This is a genomic window from Mycolicibacterium cosmeticum (genome assembly GCF_000613185.1).
GTDB classification, from domain to species: domain Bacteria; phylum Actinomycetota; class Actinomycetes; order Mycobacteriales; family Mycobacteriaceae; genus Mycobacterium; species Mycobacterium cosmeticum.
Map to the genome: position 1 here is coordinate 1,605,403 of NZ_CCBB010000003.1, position 18,906 is coordinate 1,624,308.

14 protein-coding genes are annotated in these 18,906 nt (G+C 69.9%); 10 read left to right on the top strand and 4 right to left on the bottom strand.

Annotated features, from left to right (window positions below; translation table 11 throughout):
- The first annotated feature begins 23 nt into the window (after nucleotides 1-23).
- From BN977_RS26955 to smc, 3 genes are read left to right on the top strand one after another with little or no spacing between them, the layout of a single operon-like run.
- Entirely contained in the window at nucleotides 24-443 is a 420-nt protein-coding gene (locus BN977_RS26955) for an OsmC family protein (RefSeq protein WP_024450403.1), read from the top strand.
- Nucleotides 427-711, top strand: a complete 285-nt coding sequence (locus BN977_RS26960) for an acylphosphatase (protein WP_036402875.1) — start codon at nucleotides 427-429, stop codon at nucleotides 709-711. Before BN977_RS26955 ends, BN977_RS26960 begins: the two co-directional genes overlap by 17 nt.
- Nucleotides 712-737: 26 nt before the next feature.
- Nucleotides 738-4,319 (top strand): chromosome segregation protein SMC, encoded by a 3,582-nt coding sequence (smc, locus tag BN977_RS26965; RefSeq protein ID WP_036402878.1) that lies wholly within the window; start codon nucleotides 738-740, stop codon nucleotides 4,317-4,319.
- Here the strand turns inward: smc and fni are convergent.
- Nucleotides 4,309-5,349 (bottom strand): type 2 isopentenyl-diphosphate Delta-isomerase, encoded by a 1,041-nt coding sequence (gene fni / locus BN977_RS26970; protein WP_036402880.1) that lies wholly within the window; start codon nucleotides 5,347-5,349, stop codon nucleotides 4,309-4,311. The genes smc and fni overlap by 11 nt on opposite strands.
- 25 nt (nucleotides 5,350-5,374) lie before the next feature.
- Between fni and ftsY the strand changes: the two genes are divergently transcribed.
- The 4 genes from ftsY (at nucleotide 5,375) to BN977_RS26990 (ending at nucleotide 11,212) form a co-directional block, all read left to right on the top strand.
- Complete coding sequence (gene ftsY, locus BN977_RS26975) at nucleotides 5,375-6,760, top strand: signal recognition particle-docking protein FtsY (RefSeq protein ID WP_036402882.1); 1,386 nt, start codon at nucleotides 5,375-5,377, stop codon at nucleotides 6,758-6,760.
- A 199-nt stretch (nucleotides 6,761-6,959) separates the two neighbouring features.
- Nucleotides 6,960-8,297, top strand: coding sequence for an ammonium transporter (locus BN977_RS26980; RefSeq protein ID WP_081664222.1), 1,338 nt, complete (start codon nucleotides 6,960-6,962; stop codon nucleotides 8,295-8,297).
- Nucleotides 8,298-8,302: 5 nt separating this feature from the next.
- Complete coding sequence (locus tag BN977_RS26985; protein ID WP_003881099.1) at nucleotides 8,303-8,641, top strand: P-II family nitrogen regulator; 339 nt, start codon at nucleotides 8,303-8,305, stop codon at nucleotides 8,639-8,641.
- Nucleotides 8,642-8,722: 81 nt separating this feature from the next.
- Complete coding sequence (locus tag BN977_RS26990; RefSeq protein ID WP_036402885.1) at nucleotides 8,723-11,212, top strand: [protein-PII] uridylyltransferase; 2,490 nt, start codon at nucleotides 8,723-8,725, stop codon at nucleotides 11,210-11,212.
- Here the strand turns inward: BN977_RS26990 and BN977_RS26995 are convergent.
- A complete protein-coding gene (locus tag BN977_RS26995; protein ID WP_036402888.1) occupies nucleotides 11,209-11,487 on the bottom strand; it encodes a helix-turn-helix domain-containing protein in 279 nt (92 codons plus the stop codon). The genes BN977_RS26990 and BN977_RS26995 overlap by 4 nt on opposite strands.
- An 83-nt stretch (nucleotides 11,488-11,570) precedes the next feature.
- Here BN977_RS26995 and map point away from each other — a divergent pair, with 83 nt between their 5' ends.
- The gene (gene map / locus BN977_RS27000; protein WP_036402890.1) at nucleotides 11,571-12,356 is read left to right on the top strand and encodes a type I methionyl aminopeptidase; all 786 of its coding nucleotides are present in this window, start codon (nucleotides 11,571-11,573) and stop codon (nucleotides 12,354-12,356) included.
- 2 nt (nucleotides 12,357-12,358) lie between these two features.
- Here map and BN977_RS27005 read toward each other — a convergent pair whose 3' ends face one another.
- Nucleotides 12,359-14,563, bottom strand: coding sequence for a molybdopterin-dependent oxidoreductase (locus BN977_RS27005; RefSeq protein ID WP_084172690.1), 2,205 nt, complete (start codon nucleotides 14,561-14,563; stop codon nucleotides 12,359-12,361).
- 98 nt (nucleotides 14,564-14,661) lie between these two features.
- On the opposite strand from BN977_RS27005, the gene ffh reads away from it, so the two are divergent.
- Both ffh and BN977_RS27015 read left to right on the top strand, forming a co-directional pair.
- The gene (ffh, locus tag BN977_RS27010) at nucleotides 14,662-16,233 is read left to right on the top strand and encodes a signal recognition particle protein (protein ID WP_036402893.1); all 1,572 of its coding nucleotides are present in this window, start codon (nucleotides 14,662-14,664) and stop codon (nucleotides 16,231-16,233) included.
- A 4-nt stretch (nucleotides 16,234-16,237) separates the two neighbouring features.
- Entirely contained in the window at nucleotides 16,238-17,332 is a 1,095-nt protein-coding gene (locus BN977_RS27015) for an amidohydrolase family protein (RefSeq protein ID WP_036402895.1), read from the top strand.
- Here BN977_RS27015 and BN977_RS27020 read toward each other — a convergent pair.
- On the bottom strand, nucleotides 17,329-18,846 hold the full coding sequence (locus BN977_RS27020; RefSeq protein WP_036402897.1) for a diflavin oxidoreductase: 1,518 nt from the start codon (nucleotides 18,844-18,846) through the stop codon (nucleotides 17,329-17,331). The genes BN977_RS27015 and BN977_RS27020 overlap by 4 nt on opposite strands.
- Nucleotides 18,847-18,906 lie beyond the last annotated feature (60 nt).

Genomic DNA, 18,906 nt, shown 5'->3' on the forward strand with positions numbered 1-18,906 from the left:
ACGTAGGGGGTAGGAATGACGTCATGACAGAACTGTGGGTCGAGCGCACCGGGGTGCGCCGCTACACCGGTCGTAGCTCGCGGGGTGCCGAGGTGCTGGTCGGATCCGAGGACGTCGAGGGTGTGTTCACCCCTGGCGAGCTGTTGAAGATCGCGCTGGCCGCGTGCAGCGGGATGAGCAGCGACCAGCCGCTGCGCCGCCGGCTCGGTGACGACTACCCCGCTACCATCCGGGTGTCCGGTCCCGCCGACCGGGAGCAGGAGCGCTACCCGCTGCTGGAGGAGAAGCTCGAGGTCGACCTGTCCGGGTTGTCCGAGGACGAGGTGAAGCGGCTGCTGGTGGTGGTGGAGCGGGCCATCGACCAGGTGTGCACGGTGGGCCGCACGCTGAAGTCGGGCACCGAGGTGAAGTTCGAGATCGATACCCATGAGCGACGATCCTGATGTCCGCCTGAACGCCTGGGTGCACGGGCACGTGCAGGGCGTCGGCTTCCGGTGGTGGACCCGGTCGCGGGCCCTTGAACTGGGCCTGACCGGGTTCGCCTCCAACCGGCCCGACGGCCGGGTGTACGTGGTCGCCCAGGGCCCGCGGGCCGCCTGCGAGCGGCTGCTGGAACTGCTGCGCGGCGGTGACACCCCCGGCAGCGTGGACACCGTGGTGGTGGATTGGGCCGACGCGGGGGAGCAGATACCGGGCTTCACCGAGCGTTAACGCGCGCGACGGTAGGGTTACCCGTCATGCATTTGAAGAGTCTCACGCTGAAGGGCTTCAAGTCCTTCGCCGCGGCGACGACTCTGCGCTTCGAACCGGGCATCACCTGCGTCGTCGGGCCCAACGGGTCGGGCAAATCCAACGTCGTCGACGCCCTGACGTGGGTGATGGGGGAGCAGGGCGCCAAGACGCTGCGCGGCGGCAAGATGGAGGACGTCATCTTCGCCGGCACGTCCTCCCGGGCGCCGCTGGGCCGCGCCGAGGTCACGCTGACCATCGACAACTCCGACAACGCGCTGCCCATCGAATACTCCGAGGTGTCCATCACCCGGCGGATGTTCCGTGACGGCGCCGGCGAATACGAGATCAACGGCAGCAGTTGCCGTTTGATGGATGTGCAGGAGCTGCTGAGCGACTCCGGCATCGGCCGTGAGATGCACGTCATCGTGGGGCAGGGCAAGCTCTCCGAAATCCTGGAGTCCCGCCCCGAGGACCGCCGTGCCTTCATCGAGGAGGCCGCCGGTGTGCTCAAGCACCGCAAGCGCAAAGAGAAGGCGGTGCGCAAGCTCGACTCGATGCAGGCCAACCTGGCCCGGCTCACCGACCTCACCACCGAGCTGCGCCGCCAGCTCAAGCCGTTGGGCCGCCAGGCCGAGATGGCGCGCCGGGCCCAGACCATCCAGGCCGACCTGCGCGATGCCCGGCTGCGGCTGGCCGCCGACGACCTGGTCACCCGGCAGACCGAGTTCAACGACACCAACCAGGCCGAGACCACCCTGCGCCGCGAACACGACGAGGTCAGCACCCGGTTGGAGGCCGCCACGCTGGAGCTGACCGCTCACGAGTCGGCCGTCGCCGAGTTGTCCCAGCGCGCGGAAGCCGCCCAGCAGACCTGGTTCCGGTTGTCCGCGCTCGCCGAGCGGGTGAGCGCCACGGTGCGTATCGCCACCGAGCGCACCCAGCTGCTGGATTCGGCGCCAGAACCGACACCCGGCCGGGATCCCGACGCGCTGGAAGCCGAGGCCGACCTGGTGGCCGAGGAGGAACGCCAGCTGCTCGAGGAGCTGGAGGAGTCGCGCTACGCGCTGGAGGCGGCCCGTGCCGAGCTGGCCGAGCGCGAGCGGGTGGCCGCCGAGGCCGAACGGGCGCAACGGGCCGCCGCCCGTGCCGAAGCCGACCGCCGGGAGGGCCTGGCCCGGTTGTCCGGACAGGTCGACACCATGCGCACCCGCGTCGAATCGACCGACGACGGCATCGCCCGGCTGACCGCCCGGATCGAGGAAGCGGCGGCCCGGGTCGAGCACGCCCAGGCCGAATTCGAACTGGTCCAGGCCAAGGTGGGTGAACTCGACGAGGGCGAGGTCGGCCTCGACGATCACCATGACCGGTCGGTGGCCGCGCTGCGGCTGGCCGACGAACGGGTCGCCGAATTGCAGGCCGCCGAGCGCAGCGCCGAACGCCAGGTGGTGTCGCTGCAGGCCCGCATCGACGCGTTGTCGGTGGGCCTGGAGCGCAAGGACGGCGCCGCCTGGTTGGCCGAAAACCATGGCGACAACGGACTTTTCGGCTCCATCGCCAAGCTCGTCCGGGTGCGCGAGGGGTTCGAGGTGGCGGTCGCCACCGTGCTCGGGTCGGCCGCCGACGCGCTGGCCGCCGAGAACCCGGGCGCCGCGCGTGCCGCGGTGGCCGCGCTGAAGGAGGCCGATGGCGGCCGGGCCGCGATCGTGCTGGGCGACTGGCCGGTGTCGGCGCGGCCCCATTCCGGCGCACTCGACCACGACGGGCGCTGGGCGTTGGATCTGGTCGAGGTTCCCGACCGGCTGCGCGGCGCGATCACCGCGCTGCTGGCCGACGTGGTGGTGCTCGACGACCTGTCGCACGCCTTGGATTTCGTTGCCGCGCAACCACATCTGCGTGCCGTCACCGTCGACGGTGACCTGGTGGGTGCCGGCTGGGTGAGCGGCGGTTCGGACCGCAAGGTGTCGACGCTGGAGATCGCGTCGGAGATCGAGAAGGCCCGCACCGAGCTGACTGCCGTCGAGCGGCAGAGCGCCGAGCTGACGGCCGCGCTGGCCGGGGCCATGCAGGAGCAGCGGGCCCGCCAAGACGCCGCCGAGCAGGCGCTGGCCGCGCTCAACGAGTCCGACGCCGCCATCTCCGCGATCTACGAGCAGCTCGGCCGGCTGGGCCAGGAGGCCCGCAACGCCGATGCGGAGTGGCAGCGCCTGATCAAGCAGCGTGACGAACTGGAGGCCGGCCGCGCCGCGGCCGTCGAGGAGCTCACCGAGCTGGAGACCCGGCTGCACAACGCGCAGCAGGAGCCGATGTTCGAGGTCGAGCACGTCGATCGGCAGGAGACCACCGTCGCCGCCGACGCGGCGCGCGCCACCGAGGTGGAGGCCCGGCTCGCCGTGCGTACCGCCGAGGAACGCGCGAATGCCGTTCGGGGCCGGGCGGATTCGTTGCGTCGGGCCGCCGCCGCCGAACGGGAGACGCGGGCCCGGGCGCTGCGGGCGCGGGAGGCCCGCGAGTACGCCGCGACCGTCGCGGCCGCGGTGGCCGAATCGGGCCGGCTGGTCGCCGCCCGGCTGGGCGCCACGGTGACCGCGGCCTCCCGGATCCGCGACGAACTGGCCACCGAACGCCGGCTGCGCGCCGAGGCGCTCAGCCGCGCGCGCACCGAGGTCACCGAGCTGAGCGCCAGGATCACGGCGCTCACCGATTCACTGCACCGCGACGAGGTGGCCAAAGCCCAAGCGGCCCTTCGCATCGAACAGCTGGAACAGCAGGCCCTCGAGCAGTTCGGTCTGGCCGCCGCCGATCTGATCGCCGAGTACGGTCCGCACATCCCGCTGCCGCCGACGGAGCTGGAGCTGGCCGAGTACGAGCAGGCCAAGGAGCGCGGTGAGCAGGTGACCGCCCCGGCGCCCATGCCGTTCGACCGGCCCACGCAGGAACGCCGTGCCAAGAAGGCCGAGCGGGAACTCGCCGAGCTGGGCCGGGTCAACCCGCTGGCGTTGGAGGAGTTCGCCGCGCTGGAGGAGCGCTACAACTTCCTGTCCACCCAGCTCGAAGACGTCAAGGCGGCCCGCAAGGACCTGATGGACGTCATCGAGGAGGTCGACGCGCGCATCCTGACGGTGTTCGCCGAGGCCTACGCCGACGTGGAACGCGAGTTCACTCAGGTGTTCGCGTCGCTGTTCCCGGGCGGTGAGGGCCGGTTGTTGCTCACCAATCCGGAGGACATGCTCACCACCGGCATCGAGGTGGAGGCCCGCCCGCCGGGCAAGAAGGTCAAGCGGCTCTCGCTGCTGTCCGGTGGCGAGAAATCGCTGACCGCGGTGGCGATGCTGGTGGCCATCTTCCGGGCCCGGCCGTCGCCGTTCTACATCATGGACGAGGTCGAGGCCGCGCTCGACGATGTGAACCTGCGCCGGTTGTTGGGCCTGTTCGAGCAGCTGCGGGAGCGCTCGCAGCTGATCGTCATCACGCACCAGAAACCCACCATGGAGATCGCCGACGCGCTGTACGGCGTCACCATGCAGGGCGACGGCATCACCCAGGTGATCTCGCAGCGGATGCGCGGCGAGCAACTGGTCACCCAGTAGCGCTGACCCCGATCTCGCGCAAGCCGGCGAGGTCGGCGGCGCCGCAGCCGTGCAGGCAGATGCGCAATTCGGCGATGAACCGTTGCAACCAATCCTGGACGGCGGCAGCGGATTCGATCGCGGGCACCAGCAGCGGCCGGGCGACGGCCACCACGTCGGCGCCCAGCGCGATCGCCTTGGCGGCGTCCATGCCGGTGCGGATGCCACCGGAAGCCACCAGCGGCATGCCCGGCAACGTGCGCCGCACCTCGACCAGCGCCTGGGCGGTCGGGATACCCCATTCGGCCAGCTCGGGGTCGTTGATCCGGCCGTAGCGCACGAACTGTTCCACCCGGGCCCACGAGGTGCCGCCGGCGCCGGCCACGTCGACGGCCGCGATCGGCACATCGGTCAGCTGCGCGGCCGCGGCCGCCCCGATGCCGTGGCCGACCTCCTTCAGCAGCACCGGGTAACCGATGGCCGCGGTCAGTTCGCGCAATCGGTCCACCGACCCGGTGAAGTCGGTGTCGCCGCCGTGCTGCATCGCTTCCTGCAGCGGGTTGGTGTGCACCGCAACGGCATTCGCACCCACCTGGCCCAGCGCCGCCCGCAGGTCGGGCACCACGTCGGGCCCCAGCTGGGCCAGCCCGATATTGCCGACGAGCAGCACGTCCGGTGCCACCTCCCGGACCCGGAAGGTGCTGTCGGCATCGCCGAGCATGACCCGCTGTGAGCCGAGCATCATGCCGATCCCCAGCGCCTGGGCCGCGCTGGCCAGGTTGCGGTTGATGGTGCCGGACAGTTCCGAACCACCGGTCATCGACCCGATCAGCACCGGCGCCCGCAAACCGACCCCGAGGAAATCGGTACTCAGGTCGATCTCGCCGAGATTGGTCTGGGTGAGCGCGTTGTAGGGCAGCCGGTAGCGCTCCAGACCGGTGCGCACGGTCTGATATTCGACCGGCTCGGACAGGCAGACGTCGATATGGCGGCGTTTGCGCACTTGGATGGCGTCGGCGGGGGTGCCCGCGAAGCCGGGGCCGATCGTCATCGGGCCGCCCTGAGACAATGGCGGCGTGTCAGATGCCTTATGGATCGCACTTGCGGTCATCGCCGTTCTGGTCGTCGCTGCGCTGGTTGTCGGGCTGGTGCGCTACCGGCGCCGGCAGATCAGCCTATCCAAGCAGGACACCCCCACCGGAATCGATCGTTCCGGCGGATACACCGCGGCATCGGGCATCACCTTCGCCGAATCGACGAAGGCGCCCGCGCAGACCCCTGAGCAGACCGCTGAGCCCACTTCGACGGGCACTGGTGCGCCCGGCGTCGGTGATGACGCCGCGGTCCCGCGTGACGCACCCAAACGCACCATCGCCGACGTGCAGCTGCCCGAGCCGCCCGTCGAGGTGGCCGAGCCGCCCGTCGAGGTGGCCGAGCCCGAGCCGAAGCCGGCACAACCGGCGCCCGAGCCGCAGCCGGCGCAGCCGGCAACTGAGCCGAAGCCGGCACAGCCGGCACCCGCGCCGGTCGTCGAGGAGATCGCCCCCAGTGAAGGCCGCCTGGAGCGGCTGCGTGGCCGGCTGGCGAAATCGCAGAACACCCTCGGCCGGGGCATGCTGGGCCTGCTCGGCGGCGGTGATCTCGACGAAGAGTCGTGGGAGGAGATCGAGGACACCCTGCTGATCGCCGACCTCGGCCCGGTGGTCACCCAGTCCGTGGTCGCGGCGCTGCGCGAGAAGATGGCCAGCGCCGGCGTGCGCACCGAGGCCGATGCCCGCGCCGTGCTCAAGGAGGTGCTGGTCGCCGAGCTGCACCCGGAGCTGGACCGCTCGATCAAGGCGCTGCCGCACGCCGACAAGCCGTCGGTGCTGCTGGTCGTGGGCGTCAACGGCACCGGCAAGACCACCACGGTGGGCAAACTGGCCCGCGTGCTGGTGGCCGACGGCCGCCGGGTGGTGCTGGGCGCCGCCGACACCTTCCGGGCCGCCGCGGCCGACCAGCTGCAGGCCTGGGCGTCGCGGGTGGGTGCCGAGGTGGTCCGCGGGCCGGAGGGCGCCGACCCGGCGTCGGTGGCCTTCGACGCCGTCGACAAGGGTGTCGCCGCCGGCGCCGACGTGGTGGTGGTCGACACCGCCGGCCGGCTGCACACCAAGACCGGCCTGATGGACGAGCTCGGCAAGGTCAAACGCGTCGTGGAAAAGCGCGCCAAGGTCGACGAGGTACTGCTGGTGCTGGACGCCACCATCGGCCAGAACAGCCTGCCGCAGGCCAAGGTTTTCGCCGAGGTCGTCGACATCACCGGGGTGGTCCTGACCAAGCTCGACGGAACCGCCAAGGGCGGCATCGTCTTCCGCGTGCAGCAGGAACTGGGTGTGCCGGTGAAGCTGGTCGGCCTCGGTGAGGGACCCGACGACCTGGCCCCGTTCGAGCCCGCCGCGTTCGTCGACGCACTGCTCGTCTAGACCCTCTTCTTCGGGACCCGCCGAGGGTGAACACGCAGCGTGTAACACCGGTGAAACGAAACCGGCCGATCCGTTCACGCGCACGAAACGCAGGCGCGTCGTAGGCGAAACAACTACTCAGCAGAGTTCCCTACCAGGTCAACGGTGCCTGACCGTGGCATGTCGAAGGAGGAAGCTGGGAGTGGACGGATTTCCGACGATGGGTATACCGGACACCGGTGATACCGCGTGGATGCTCGCGAGTGCCGCACTCGTGCTGTTGATGACGCCGGGCCTGGCGTTCTTCTACGGCGGCATGGTGCGGGCCAAGGGCGTGCTCAACATGATCATGATGAGCATCAGTTCCATGGGTGTGGTCACGGTGCTGTGGGTGCTCTACGGTTACTCGCTGGCCTTCGGCAACGACAAGTTCAACTTGTTCGGCGACCCCACCCAATACTGGGGGCTCAAGGGCCTGATCGGGGGCACCTACCTGCAGCTGCACCCGGAGGACGCCGCGGTTTCCATCCCGCTCGCCGGCACGATTCCGCAGACGGTGTTCGTGGCCTTCCAGGCAATGTTCGCCATCATCACCGTCGCGCTCATCTCGGGTGCGGTGGCCGATCGCCTGAAGTTCGGCGGTTGGCTGCTGTTCGCCGGTCTGTGGGCCACCTTCGTGTACTTCCCGGTCGCGCACTGGGTCTTCGCCTTCGACGGTGTCACCGCCGAGACCGGTGGCTGGATTGCCAACAAGCTCAAGGCAATCGACTTCGCGGGTGGTACGGCGGTGCATATCAACGCCGGTACGGCGGGCCTGGTGCTGGCCATCATCCTCGGCAAGCGCATCGGCTGGCCGGGTAGCCCGATGCGCCCGCACAACCTGCCGTTCGTGATGCTGGGTGCCGGTCTGCTGTGGTTCGGCTGGTACGGCTTCAACGCCGGTTCGGCCGTGGGCTCCAACGGTATTGCCGGTGCCACGTTCATCACCACCACGGTGGCCACCGCCGCCGCGATGCTGGCCTGGCTGCTCACCGAGCGCATCCGGGACGGCAAGGCCACCTCGCTCGGTGCCGCCTCGGGCATCGTCGCCGGCCTGGTCGCCATCACCCCGTCGTGCTCCTCGGTCAACGTGCTGGGCGCGTTGGTCATCGGTGTCGTCGCCGGTGCGGTGTGCGCGCTGGCGGTCGGCCTGAAATTCAAGCTGGGCTTCGACGATTCGCTCGACGTGGTGGGTGTGCACCTGGTCGGTGGTCTGATCGGCACGCTGCTGGTCGGGCTGGTCGCGGCCCCGGAGGCACCGGCCGCGGTCGCGGGCCTGTTCTACGGCGGCGGCTTCGATCAGCTGATCAAGCAGGCCATCGGGGCCGGCGCGGTTCTGGCGTATTCGGCCATCGGTACGGCTATCTTGGCGTTGATCGTGAAATACACCGTGGGTCTGCGTCTGGACAAGGAAGAGGAGGCATCCGGCATCGACGAGTCCGAGCACGCGGAAAGCGGGTACGACTTCGTGGCTGTCGGAACCGGTTCTGTCCTTGGTCGGCACGGCGCGGAGGGATGAGGAAAATGAAGCTGATTACTGCGATCGTCAAACCGTTCACCCTGGAAGACGTCAAAACCGGTCTGGAGCAGACGGGCATCCTCGGGATGACCGTCAGCGAGGTCCAGGGTTACGGGCGGCAGAAGGGCCACACCGAGGTGTACCGCGGTGCGGAGTACTCCGTTGACTTCGTGCCGAAGGTGCGCGTCGAGGTCGTCGTCGACGACTCTGCCGTCGACAAGGTGGTGGACGTCATCGTCCAGGCCGCCCGCACCGGCAAGATCGGTGACGGCAAGGTCTGGGTCAGCCCGGTGGACACCGTCGTCCGGGTGCGCACCGGCGAGCGTGGGGCCGACGCCCTTTGACCCGGCGATGAGCTGAGGGGGTGCTCTCCCGGCCGATGCAGTTGATTGACCGAATGAAGTAACGGCCGGGGGAGGACCGAGATGACAGAGCAGACACCAGATCCCGCCACTGGGGCCGCCCGTTGGGAGGCGCCGGTGGCGGGATCGCTGCGTCCGGCGACGGATCTGGCCAAGGCGTCCGAACAACTGCTGACCACCGGGAGTCGCCAGCTGGACTCCGCCGCACTGCGGGCGGCGCTGCTCGACCTCAACGAATTCTGGCTCACCACAAAGGCGAGCGAGATCGGCATCACGGCGACGAGCGGCTTCGCCATCGTGGCCACCGGCGGCCTGGGCCGCGGTGAGCTGCTGCCGTACTCGGACCTGGACCTGATGCTGCTGCACGACAACATGCCCGCCGAGATCGTCAGCCAGGTCGCCGAATTGCTGTGGTACCCGTTGTGGGACGCCAACATCCGCATCGACCACAGTGTGCGCACGGTGCCCGAGGCCCTGAAGGTGGCCGCCGAGGACGTGGCCGCCGGCTTGGCGATGCTCGACGCCAGGCATATCGCCGGCGATCAGGAGCTGTCGTCGCTGTTGATCGGCGGCGCGCGCCGGCAGTGGCGCACCGGGATCGCACCCCGTTTCGACGAACTCGTGGCACACGCCAGGGACCGGTGGGAGCGCAGCGGGCAGATCGCGCACCGGGCCGAACCGGACCTGAAGAACGGCCGCGGCGGGCTGCGAGATGTCCAGCTGCTCAACGCGTTGGCCATCGCCCAACTCGCCGACGTCTACCCCAGCCGGATGCTGGCCTCGCCCACCGGCACGCTCGGTGGGGCGCACCTGGCGCTGCTGAACGTCCGCACCGAACTGCACCGGATCTCCCGGCGCGGCCGCGAACAGGTGCTCGCGCAGTACGCCGACGAGATCGGCGCCTCGCTGCGCATCGGGGACCGTTTCGATCTGGCCCGGATGCTCTCCGACGCCGCCCGCACCGTCAGCTACTACGTGGACGCGGGTATCCGCACCGCGGGTAATGCGTTGCCGCGCCGCGGTTTCGCCGCGCTGCGCCGGCCGGCGCGCCGCCCGCTCGACGAGGGGGTGATCGAGTTCGCCGGTGAGGTGATCCTGGCCCGCGACGCCCGCCCGGAACGCGATCCCGGCCTGATCCTGCGCGTCGCGGCCGCCTCGGCCACCACCGGGTTGCCGATCGCGGCGTCGACGTTGAGCCGATTGGCCGGTGCGGCACCGGAACTGCGCGCACCGTGGCCGCGGGCCGCGCTCAAGGACCTGTTGGTGATGCTGTCGGCCGGGCCGGCCGCGGTGGCCACCGTGGAGGCGCTGGACCGCACCGGGCTGTGGGGCCGGTTGTTCCCCGAGTGGGGGGCGGTGCGCGACCTGCCGCCCCGGGACGTCGTGCACATCTGGACGGTGGATCGTCACCTCATCGAGACGGTCTCTCGGGCAAGCGCGTTCACCACCCGGGTGGCGCGGCCCGATCTGCTGGTGCTGGGCGCGCTGCTGCACGATATCGGCAAGGGCCGCGGGGGCGATCACAGCGTCATCGGCGCCGAGCTGGCCACCCAGGTGGGCACCCGGCTGGGGTTGTGGCCCTCGGATATCGAGGTGTTGTCCAAGATCGTCCGGTATCACCTACTGCTGCCCGACACCGCGACACGGCGGGATCTGCAGGATCCCAAGACCATCGACACGGTGGTGGACGCCCTCGGCGGTGACGCGGTGCTGCTGGAACTGCTGCAGGCGCTGGCCGAGGCCGATTCGCTGGCCACCGGTCCAGGGGTGTGGGGGGACTGGAAGGCGTCCCTGATCGGCGACCTGGTGCGGCGGTGCCGGCTGGTGATGGCCGGTGAACCGTTGCCGCAGCCCGATCCCGTTGATCCGCACTACCTTTCGCTGGCAGCCGACGGTGGGGTGCATGTCGAGCTGGCGGCCGGCGACGGGGCGCACATCCACAACGTGACGATGATCGCGCCCGACCGCCGCGGCCTGTTGTCCAAGGCGGCCGGCGTGCTGTCGCTGAACTCGCTGCGGGTGCACTCGGCCTCGGTCAACAGCGCCGACGGTATGGCGATCAACACCTTCGTGGTGTCACCGCGGTTCGGGTCGCCGCCGGCGGCCGAACTCCTGCGCCAGCAGTTCATCCTGGCCCTCGGCGACGAACTGGATGTCGTCGAGGCGCTCGCGCGCCGTGACCGGGAGGCGGCCGGTACCGCCCGCGTCGGCGAGGTGGCGTCCGCGGTGCCGGTCAATCAGGTCAGCGCGCCGCCGCGCATCCTGTGGTCCGAGGGCTCCGCGCCGGGCCGGTTCATCGTGCAGGTGCGAGCCGCGGACCGCGCCGGGCTGCTGGCCCGGCTCACCTCGGTGATCGAACGGGACGGTCTGGACATCGAATGGGCCAAGGTCACCACGCTGGGATCGGCCGTGGTGGACGTGTTCTGCATCGCGGTGCCGGCGCTGGCCGGCGGTGCCGACGGCGCCCAGGCGGCCGTCGTGCGCGCCGAACTCGAGCGCGACCTCTACGCCGTGCTGCCTACACCACCGAAACCGGTGTCCGAAGCCAGTTAGCCGGCCAGTTCGCCGGTGTGGCGCAGGTCCGGGCGCGTAAAGCAGCTCTCGGCCAACTCGTCCAGTGACAGCGGCAGCACGCGGGCCAGTGCGGCGATGGTGCTGAACGCCGGTGTGGCGAGCCGGCCGGTCTCGATCTTGCGCAGCGTCTCGGGCGAGATCGCCGCCGCCTCGGCCACTTCGGCCAGGGTGCGGGCGCCGCGGGCGTGGCGGAGCTGCTCGCCGAGACGCTTGCCTGCGGCGAGTTGTTCTGCGGTCAGGGGGAGGCGCACCATGCGGCCAGCGTACCCCGGGTCGGTATGAAAATACCGCGCGTCTGCGCTACGTTGGTATTTTCATACCGCTGAGGAGATATGCCGTGTTGGAACTGAAGACACCCCGCGAGATCGCGGCGATGGACGTCACCGGGACGTTCATCGCCGAGCTGCTCGACGATCTGGCCGGGGGCGCCAGGCCGGGGGTGAACCTCCTCGAGCTCGAAGCCCGCGCCAGGGAACTGATCGCGCAGCGTGGCGCCCAGTCCTGCTACTGGGACTACGCACCGTCGTTCGGCCGCGGCCCGTTCCGCAACGTCATCTGCCTGTCGGTGAACGACGCTGTGCTGCACGGACTTCCGCACGACTACACCTTGGCCGACGGAGATCTGCTCACCATGGACATCGCGGTGTCGATCGAGGGCTGGGTCGCCGATTCGGCCCGCAGCATCATCGTCGGGACCCCGCGTGCCGATGACCGGCGGCTGATCACCGCCACCGAGGAGGCGCTGGCGGCCGGTATCGCGGCGGCGGTGCCGGGGAACCGGCTCGGCGACATCTCCGCCGCGATCGGTAGGGTCGCCGCGGACTACGGGTATCCGGTCAACACCGAATTCGGCGGGCACGGCCTGGGCCGCACCATGCACGAGGACCCGCACGTGCCCAACCTGGGCAGGCCCGGCCGTGGTCTGAAACTGCGGCCCGGGCTGACATTGGCGCTGGAACCGTGGTTCGCGGCGGGCACCGATCGCATCGTCTTCGACCCGGACGGGTGGACCATCCGCTCGGCGGACGGGTCCCGCACCGCGCACAGCGAGCACACCATCGCGATCACCGACGGTGCCGCGCTGGTGCTCACGTCGCGGGAGCGGGTCACCGCCGGCGTCTGAAGTCAGGCGCCGGTGACGGCCACCCAGGTGTTGTTCACCGCGGCGGTCCCGGTGAACGCGTCCACCCGGTGCGGGTCGTGCAAGGTGTTCACATTCGCCCCTGGCAAGGTGTTCGCGTGCCGCCAGCCGGTATCGCGGTGGCCCCAGCCGTGCGGGACGGCCACGGTGCCGCGCCGGATGTCGTCGCTGATGTCCAGGGGCACTTCGATTTCGCCCACCGCCGAGGTGACCCGGACGGCGGCGCCCTGACTCAACCCGCGGGCTCGGGCGTCGTCGGGATGCATGAGCACCGTGCACTTGTTGTTGCCGCCGGTCATCGTCGGCACGTTGTGCAGCCAGGAGTTGTTGCTGCGCAACTGGCGCCGCCCGATGAGCTGCAGGTCGTAGTGGCCTTCGGCGGCGTCGGCCGGCTTACGCAGGTATGCCGCTGCCGCCTCGACGAACTCGTCGGGGGCCAGTGTCACCAAGCGGTCTTCGGTGGCGATGACCTTCGCCAGCCGCGGCTGCAGCGCGCCCAGATCCAGGCCACCCGCACTGGCCTTCAGCTGGCGCATCGTGATTCCCTTGCGGCCCTTGCGTAATCGGCCGTAGGGGCCGGTCAGCAAGGCCAGGGCGGTCATCCGCAGCGGGTTGGCAAAGGCGATCAGCCGGTTGCGCACCGGCGCGAGCAGCTGCCGGAGCGGAGCCGGCAGCAGCTCGGCGGTCAGCCGGCTGAGGATCTCCCAGTCCTCCAACGCGGCGGCGGGCGGATCGAAGGACCGGTGCTGGAACCGGATGTTGTTGCGCACGCTGAAGATCGTCGTGAGCAGCGCGACGTCCTCGCGCTCCAGCGGCGACACCGGGGGCAGGATGAAGTCGGCGTGCCGGGTGGTCTCGGTGACGTACATGTCCACCGCCACATACAGATCCAGGCCCGCGAGCGCTTGGTCGAGCCTGCCCTTCTGCGGGATCGACGACACCGGATTTCCCGCGTAGGTGATCATCGCGCGGATCTGTCCCTGGCCGGGCGTCAGGATTTCGTCGGCCATGGCGACGGCGGGCAGTTCGGCGCGGAAGGACCGGTACCGGCCGGAGCGATCCGACCACGCGGCGTGCCCGACCGGGACATACCGCGCCGCGCGGGGAAGGTCGGCGAAGGGGGTGGAGAACATCGTCCCACCGGCCCGGTCCAGATTGCCGGTCACCGTGTTGAGCACCATCACCAACCAGCTCACCAAGGTCCCGGTCTCCTGCTGGCAGATGCCGATCCGGGCGTAGACGGCCGCCGATTCGGCGGCGGCATGGTCGCGCGCCAGGGTCCGGATGGTGTCGGCGTCCACGCCGGCCCGCTCGGCGACCGCCTCCGGTGTCGCGCCGGCGACCAGGGCGGTCAGCCGATCCCAGCCCGACGTCTGCTCGGCGATGGCCGCGCGGTCGCACAGGTTCTCGGCGACCAGCACGTGCAGCATGCCCAGCAGCAGATACACGTCGCCACCGGGGCGCACCGCGACGTGCTGATCGGCCAACCGCGCCGTCTCGGTGCGGCGCGGATCGATGACCACCACCGCGCCGCCACGGTCGCGGATCGCCTTGATGCGCCGCTTGGCGCCGGGCATCACCGACAGCGAGCCGTTGGACACCGCCGGGTTGGCACCGATGATGACCAGCCGCTGGGTGCGGTCGATATCGGTGATCGGCACCAGCATGTTGGAGCCGAACACCCGCCAGGCGGCGTACTCGTGCGGCATCTGGTCGATGGACGACGCCGAGAAGAAGTTCGGGGTCATCAGGGCCAGCCGCAGCATCAGGCCGTAGAACGCGCCGGAACTGTGCGCGGCCGGGTTGCCCAGATACATGCCGAGCGCGCGGGCCCCGTGCTCTTTGCGGATCCGGCGCAGTCGGGTGCCGATCTCGGCGAACGCCTCGTCCCAGCTCACCGGCTCGAACCGGTCACCGACTCGTCGCATCGGGGTGCGCAGCCGGTCCGGGTCGTGGTGCAGGCCGCCCATCGCGGTGGCCTTCGGGCAGATGTAGCCCTTGGAGAACACGTCGTCGGGATTGCCCTCGATCCGGCTGACCTTGCCGTCGGTCACGGTCACGTGGATGCCGCAGTGCGCCTCGCACAGGGTGCATTGACTGATGTGAGTGCATTGACCGCTGTGGGTGGTGCCGGGCGCGGCGCCGGTCTGGTTGCGCACCCGGGGAAGGGGGACGTCGATCGCGCTCATACGGGCCTCCGGCGGCGATATCAGTCAATATGCGTTGACAGATTAGCCCGGCCGACTCGGCTGAGACCAGAGTTCACCGCGACCGTTAGGCTTACCAGGTGTTTGAATCGCTGTCTGACCGCTTGACCGGTGCACTGCAGGGCCTGCGAGCCCGGGGTCGGCTGACCGACGCCGATATCGACGCGACCGCGCGCGAGATCCGCCTTGCCCTGCTCGAAGCCGACGTCTCGCTGCCCGTGGTGCGCGCCTTCGTCGGCCGCATCAAGGACCGCGCCAAGGGCGCGGAGGTTTCCGGCGCGCTCAACCCGGCCCAGCAGGTCGTCAAGATCGTCAACGAGGAGCTCATCGGCATCCTCGGCGGCGAAACCCGGCAGATCGCCTTCGCCAAGACCTCGCCGACGGTGATCATGCTGGCCGGTCTCCAGGGTTCCGGTAAGACCACGCTGGCCGGCAAGCTGGCCAAGTGGCTCAAGGCCAAGGGCCACACCCCGCTGCTGGTGGCCTGCGACCTGCAGCGTCCCGGTGCCGTGCATCAGTTGCAGATCGTCGGCGAACGCGCCGGCGTCTCGGTGTTCGCGCCGCACCCCGGGGTCTCCCCGGACGGCGTCACGATCGACCAGATGACCACCGGTGACCCCGTCGCGGTGGCCGCCGCGGGGCTGGCCGAGGCCAAAGCCAAGCTCTTCGACGTCGTCATCGTCGACACCGCCGGGCGCCTGGGTATCGACGAGGAGCTGATGGCCCAGGCCGCCGCCATCCGCGATGCCGTGCAGCCCGACGAGACGCTGTTCGTCCTGGACGCCATGATCGGTCAGGACGCGGTGACCACGGCCGAGGCCTTCCGGGCCGGTGTCGGCTTCACCGGCGTGGTACTCACCAAGCTCGACGGTGACGCCCGCGGTGGTGCCGCGCTGTCGGTCCGCGAGATCACCGGTGTGCCGATCCTGTTCGCCTCGGCAGGGGAGAAGCTGGAGGACTTCGACGTCTTCCACCCGGACCGGATGGCCAGCCGCATCCTGGGCATGGGCGACGTGCTCACCCTCATCGAGCAGGCCGAGCAGGTCTTCGACCAGCAGAAGGCCGAGGAGGCCGCCGCCAAGATCGGCTCCGGCGAGCTGACCTTGGAGGACTTCCTCGAGCAGATGCTGGCCATCCGCAAGATGGGGCCGATCGGCAACCTGCTGGGCATGCTGCCCGGCGCCGGTCAGATGAAGGAGGCGCTGGCCGCCGTCGACGACAGCCAGCTCGACCGCGTCCAGGCCATCATCCGCGGTATGACGCCGGCCGAGCGCGCCGACCCGAAGATCATCAACGCGTCGCGCCGGTTGCGGATCGCCAACGGGTCCGGGGTCAGCGTCGCGGAAGTGAACCAGCTGGTGGACCGGTTCTTCGAGGCCCGCAAGATGATGTCGCAGATGGCCGGTCAGATGGGAATGCCGTTCGGCCGCAAGAACTCGGCGCGTAAGGCCGCCAAGGGTAAGAACAAGCAGGCCGGCAAGAAGAAGGGCCGCCAGACGGGGAAGGGCCCGACGCCGCCCAAGAATCCGCTGGGCGCCGGTCTGCCGGCCGGTTTCCCGGACCTCACCGGGATGCCCAAGGGACTCGACGAGCTGCCCCCGGGCCTGGCCAACATCGACCTGTCCAAGCTGAAGTTCCCCGGCCAGAAGTAGCCGCATGGGGGCGCTGCACGTCCGCGGCCGGAGCCTGCCCGACGGCGAGCAGGTGCAGTGGTGGATTGTCGATGAGGGCTCGCCCGAAGAGCATGGGCCGCACGGCGTGCTCTCGGCCGAGCCGATCGCCCATGCCGACACCGTGTTCGACGGTGGCTGGATCATCCCCGGTCTGGTCGACGCGCACTGCCACGTCGGCCTCAAACCCGGTGGCGCCACCACCTACGACGAGGCCGTCGAACAGGCCGAAACCGAGCGCGCTGCCGGCGCCCTGCTGCTGCGCGACGCCGGCTCCCCGGTGGACACCCGCAGCTTCGACGATCGGCCGGACCTGCCGCGGATCATCCGGGCCGGCCGGCATCTGGCCCGGCCCAAGCGCTATCTGCCGGGCCTGCCGATCGACATCGAGGACGAGTCGCAGCTGCCCGCGGCGGTCGCCGAGCAGGCCCGCTGGGGCGACGGCTGGGTGAAACTGGTCGGCGACTGGATCGACCGCGGGATCGGCGACCTGGCTCCGCTGTGGTCCGACGACATCCTCGCCGCGGCCATCGACGCCGCCCACGCCAACGGCGCCCGCGTCACCGCGCACGTCTTCGGCGAGGATGCGCTGCCGGGGCTGATCAACGCGGGCATCGACTGCATCGAGCACGGCACCGGGATCACCGAGGATGTCATCGATCTGATGCTTGAGCACGGCACCGCACTGGTGCCCACGCTCATCAACATCGAGAACTTCCCCGGAATCGCCGATGTCGCAAGCAAATACCCGACCTACGCCAAGCACATGCGCGAGCTGTACGCCTCCTGCCATCGGCGCGTCGGCGCCGCGCATGAGGCCGGGGTGCCGATTTATGCGGGTACCGACGCCGGCGGCATGATGGCGCACGGCCGTATCGGCGACGAGATCGCGGCGTTGCGCACCGTCGGCCTCAGCGCCACCGACGCGCTGGGCGCGGCGTGTTGGGATGCCCGGTCCTGGCTGGGCCGGCCCGCGCTGGAGCACGGTGCCTCCGCCGACCTGCTGTGCTTCCGCGAGGACCCGCGGGAGGTCGGCGTGCAGCACCCGGACCTGGTGATGCTGCGGGGGCGGGTCTACTAGTACACGTCGCGCACGTAGCGGTGGTTCTTGATCAGGTCGTTGACGTAGGCGTGGGCGGCCTCGGCGTCCATCCCGCCACCGCGGGCCACCACCTGGTGCAGCGCGGCGTCGACATCCCTGGCCATCCGGTCGGCATCACCGCACACGTACACGTGCGCGCCGTCGGCGAGCCAGCCGAACAGCTCGTCGGCGTTCTCCGACATGCGGTGCTGCACATAATCTTTGGCTTCCTGGTCCCGCGAGAACGCAAGGTCCAGCCGGGTCAGGGTGCCGGCGGCCAGGAAGTCCTCGAGTTCGTCGCCGTAGAGGAAGTCGGTGGCACGATGGCGGTCACCGAAGAACAGCCAGGACCGGCCGGGCGCGGCGGTGGCGCGGCGTTCCTGCAGGAAGGCGCGGAACGGGGCGATGCCGGTGCCCGGCCCGATCATGATGATCGGCACATCGGGCGCGGGCAGCCGGAAGTTGTGGTTGGGGCGCAGGTGTACCCGGACCCGGTCGCCCCGATCGGCCAGGAAGGTCGACGCGACGCCACCGTAGTCACGGTCGCCGCGGCGGTACCGCACGCTCGCCACGGTCAGGTGGATGCGCCCCGGATGCACCACCGGGCTGGAAGCGATCGAGTAGTCACGAAAAGTCAACGGGCGCAACGTGTCCAGCAGCTCCTCGGCGCTCAGCCTGGCACGCCGGACGAGGTCGAGGACATCCTCACCGTCGGCGGCCGGTCCGGCCAGGTCCTGCAGCGCCCGCGACGGGGTGCGGATCTCCAGGCGCTCGGTGAGCAGCACGCCGAGCGGCTCGTCGTGATCGGGCACGCTGTGATCGGGCCCGACCCCGAGTTCGGACAGTATCGACGACACCAGCGCGGGGTCGTTGACGGCATGCACCGCCAGCGAATCACCGGCCTGGTACGCCATCCCCGACCCGGCCAGGTCCACCTCGTAGTGGCGGACCTCCTTACTGGATCCGGCGGCGGTCAGCAACCGGTTGACCGCCACCTCGACCTCGACCACCTCGTGGCGCTCGCGCGGCGGCGCAACGACCGCCTGCGCCGGGGCGGGCGCCCTCCGCTCGGCGGTCAGCACCTTCACCACGTCGGTGGTCCAGGCCTTGGCGGGTTGTTCGTAGTAGCCGTCGACGTCCACCCGGTCGACCATCCGGGTGGCCCCCAGTGCTTCGAGCCTTCCGTCGAGCAATTTGCCCGCGTTGCAGAACATCTCGTAGGAACTGTCGCCGAGGGCGAGCACGGCGAAATGCAGGCTCTCCAGGCGCTCGCTGCTGGCCTGCAGGGCTTCCCAGAACAGCGTGGCGGTGTCGGGGAATTCGCCCTCCCCGAACGTCGAGACGACGGCGACCAGGTGTGTCGCCGACTGCAGTTCGGTGACGTCGACCTGGTTGAGTTCGACGGCTTCGGCCGCGATGCCGATGGCCGTGACGGATTCCGCGAAGGTCATGGCGGCGTCCTCGGCATTGCCCATGTCGGTGCCGTAAGCGACGATCAGCGACAACTCTTCCATGCCGGTTCCCTCCAACGAGCGCGCCCAAAATTAGGGTTACCTTACTGGTAGGGTGGGCCG